Annotated in this window: 3 protein-coding genes; all 3 read right to left on the bottom strand. The window is 60.7% G+C overall.

Annotation, left to right across the window (positions count from 1 at the left end):
* Positions 1-118: 118 nt before the first annotated feature.
* The 3 genes from AC13F2_RS00025 to AC13F2_RS00015 are packed head-to-tail and all read right to left on the bottom strand — an operon-like array spanning position 119 to position 3,575.
* Positions 119-1,123 (bottom strand): tyrosine-type recombinase/integrase, encoded by a 1,005-nt coding sequence (locus AC13F2_RS00025; RefSeq protein ID WP_301641331.1) that lies wholly within the window; start codon positions 1,121-1,123, stop codon positions 119-121.
* Positions 1,120-2,034: a tyrosine-type recombinase/integrase gene (locus AC13F2_RS00020; RefSeq protein ID WP_006832488.1), complete on the bottom strand. Its 915-nt coding sequence runs from the start codon at positions 2,032-2,034 to the stop codon at positions 1,120-1,122. Before AC13F2_RS00020 ends, AC13F2_RS00025 begins: the two co-directional genes overlap by 4 nt.
* A complete protein-coding gene (locus tag AC13F2_RS00015) occupies positions 2,031-3,575 on the bottom strand; it encodes a tyrosine-type recombinase/integrase (protein WP_301641332.1) in 1,545 nt (514 codons plus the stop codon). Before AC13F2_RS00015 ends, AC13F2_RS00020 begins: the two co-directional genes overlap by 4 nt.
* Between the last annotated feature and the right edge of the window lie 128 nt (positions 3,576-3,703).

Genomic DNA, 3,703 nt, shown 5'->3' with positions numbered 1-3,703 from the left:
GACATATTCTTTGCAGTCGCAGTTTATGTCGAGCGTCGCAGCCGGAGGCGCGGGATTGCGTCGGTTCGTCATGATTTTACTCCAGATAATTGTGCGGTTGGGGCAGCGTGGCCGAAGGCTATGCCCGCTTGCGGACGTCGTTGAGCATGGCGATCAGAGTGTCTGACGGCGGCTTGAAGCGTCCAGGGCTGATTTCCGGCCCGCCATGCGCAGCCAAAATCCGCAGCTTCTCCTCTGAATCGGCGCGCAGATATGTTTCGGTGCTCTGGATGCTGGCATGTCCAAGCCATAGTGCGACCTTGCGAATATCGCCTGTCGCTGCGAGCGTGTGCATCGCGCAGGAATGACGCAATACATGCGGCGTGACTCGTTTGCGCAGCAACGACGGCTGCTTCTTTGCTGCCGCGTTGACATGTTCGGCGAGACGGAATGCGAAGCCATCGCGGGTGATGGGCTGCCCGTTCGCGTTGAGAAATACCTCGGCGACCTCAGTCTCAGGACGGATGACAAGCCATGCGCGGAGTGCGGACTGGGTCTCTTTCCATAGCGGCAAGACCCGCTCGCGACGGCCTTTACCCATGATGTGGACCGTCGAGAGCGATCGATCCGGGAAATCGCGCAGTTGCAGCGACACGAGTTCCGATACCCGAAGCCCCGCTGCATAGGTCAAGTGCAGCATAGCGCGATCGCGCGTACCGAGCCGTGTCCGAGGATCGGGCGCGTCGAGTAATGCCTTGATCTCGGCCCGGTCGAGATAATCGATCAGCGTCTTGTTTGCCTTCTTGCTGGGGATCGATCGAACCCGAAGCGCCTGGTCAAGACACGCCGGAACCCGATACTCGATGTACCGGAAGAAGGATCTGATCGCAGCGAGCCTGCCATTGCGGGTCCGCACACAGCTGCCGCGCTCGACCTCGACATGGCCGAGAAAGGCCATGATCATGTCGGTGCCGAAATCCTCGATCTCGAGATCGGTCGGTCGACGCTTCAGCCGATCGGATGCGAACCGGACCAGCAGGACGAAGCAGTTGGCATAGGTCTTCACCGTATGCGGGCTTACGGCGCGTTCCCGCGGCAGATGTTCGCGCAGGAAGGCTGTGAGATGGGGAGCAAGCGCCGTCATGCCGCTTCTCCCAGATACAGATCCTCGCTCGCGGCAGCGATGTCGCGCAGCAGCACTGGCGTGGCTTCGAGATACCAGTAGGTGTTGGCGACCGAGGTGTGACCGAGATAGACACTGAGCGCGGCCATGTGATGCGTCACGGCGTCCCGGTCCGGCGAGCAGGACTCGAGCGAGCGTACGGCGAAGGTATGCCGCAAATCGTGAAGCCGCATACCTGCAGTCCCGGTTGGTCCACGATATCCGAGCTGTCGCGCCAGCCTGACGAACACGACGTGGGCGCGGACCTTATGGGGTGCTCTTCCCCGGATCGTCACGAACAGATCGTTGCCCGTGGCACCGAGCCTTGCCCGGGTTGCGAGATAGGCCTCGAGAGCCTGACGGATTGATGGCTGCAAGGCGATTAGGCGCTGCTTGCCGAACTTGCCGTCGCGGACGATCAGACCGTCTTCGACCAGATCGTCGCACTGTAGTGCTAGAGCTTCGGAAATCCTCAGACCGGTCGCCGCCAGCAGACCGAACAGGTAATGATAGGTGAAGGGACTGATCATGCCCTTGGGCGGAAGATCGAGCGCCGCCTTCATGATCGCCCGGACCTGTTCCGGTTGGATGATGTGCGGCGTTGGTCGCGGACGCTTCCCCCGGCCAAACACACCGGCGGGCGGAACCTGGTTGGCTGGATCCTCGGCATGGGCAAACAAGCAGAAGTTGCGCACGAAAGTGAAGCCGGTCCGCGCGGTGTTCTGCGAAGTCGTCGCTCGGCACCAGTCGTAGATGCGGTCGATACGGGTGTGGCTGTCTCCGAAGCCAGTCGCGTAGGTGCCGAACTTGCGAAGCAGGCGCTCCTGCTCGAAAAATTTGCGACCGAGGCTGCGATGCAAAGCGACGTACCGCGAAATCTGTGCGTTTATCATGACAGGTCTCCGGGCCAGGGTTGTGCGATCTTCAAGAGCATCGGCAGATCGGTCTTGGCGTAAATGGCGGTGGTCTCGGGCGAGCTGTGGCGCAGGATGGTCCCGATGGACTCCAGGCCTGCACCAGAGCGCAGCATGTTGGTTGCAAGCGAATGCCGGAATATGTGCGATCCGGTCGGCAGACCTTCGATCCCGCCGCGCTCGAGTGTGCGTGCAACGATGCCGGCGATCTCGGCTGACGAACTGAATGGCCGGAACGGGGCTTGCGAACGCAAGAACAGGTGCGCTTCGATGGCCGTCGGGCGGGCCGCAGCAAGATATGCCAGGATCGCGTCGCCAACACCCTGTGGCAATGGCAAACGATCCGGTCGACGCGTCTTGCCCTTGACCTTCAGATGGCCGGATCGCCAATCGATATCGTCGAGACGCATATCCCGAATATCTCCTGCTCGCAGGCCAAGTCTGGCAAGCAGGAGAATGATCGCCTTATCCCGAACTTCCACCGGCCGACCTGTCGGGCAGGCTGCAATGATCCTCTCGATCGTTGCCGGGTCGATGTAGCGCGGCAATGCCGAAAGCCGGTATCTCCGTACGGAAGGCATTGCGTGCAGCAGCGCTGGGCGGCATTGGCCTCGGCCAATAAGAAACCGAAGATAGCTCCTCATGATCGTGGCGAGCAGCGAAGCCGATCCCGGGATCTCCTTGCTGCGACGCTCGAACGCATCTCGCAGAGTGGCAGCATCCCATTGTGCCGGCGCGCCGAGCATGGGCATCAGCCGCTCAATCTCTGCCCGGTATCGCCGGATCGTCTCGTCGGTCACGCCTCGATCCTGCCTGAGCCAACCGACATATGCCGCGACCTGCGGATCTTCGACCACCTTCACCGCGACCGGAGCGATGGCGCGCCGATCACGAAGAAACTCAACGAAGTGCCGTGTGCAACGCCGCCGTCGCTTCCTGCCGGAAGTGGTCAGCTTGCCGCGCTTGCGGAAAACCGGACACCGACAATCGTGATCGGCATACTGTTTGGTGACCGTGTCATCGACATCGGTCCATGGACATCGCGATACCCGCAGCCAGGCCGCGAAGTGCTCCGCCTCTGAACGGTAGGCTTGCGCCACCCCCTTCGCGAGTTGGAGGCCATCGATCATATGCGAATAGTCAGCAAGATGACGCCCGAGATCGTAAATCCCATCGGCTACGTCGATGTAACCCTGGTCTTCGAGAAACCGGACAAAGCGCCTGACACGCGCCGCAAGATCGGCCTTGTAGGCTGTCGCTTGCGCTGAATACCTTGGGCACCGGCATCGATGCTGCTCAAAACGGCGCACGATGCGATCATCAACCGTCCCGAGCGCAATCCCGCGTAGTCCCAGCCAACACAGAAAATGGCGGATCGCTGCGCTGTACAGGACCGCACAGGCGGTTCCCTCTTCAACCGACAGAGAGGAGAGGAATGCACTGAATAGGGCGTGAGTACTGGGCGGCTCTCCAACCCTGCTTGGTGCAGGCTGAAACGACACAAATGATCTTGTTGGCATGGTGGTTCCTTCGACATGTTGAGGTCGAAGGACCGGTAATTATCTGGAGTAAAATCATGACGAACCGACGCAATCCCGCGCCTCCGGCTGCGACGCTCGACATAAACTGCGACTGCAAAGAATACGTC

The sequence above is a fragment of the Qipengyuania sp. L-5Y genome (genome assembly GCF_056859455.1).
This window is presented reverse-complemented; position numbering and strand designations above follow the sequence as displayed.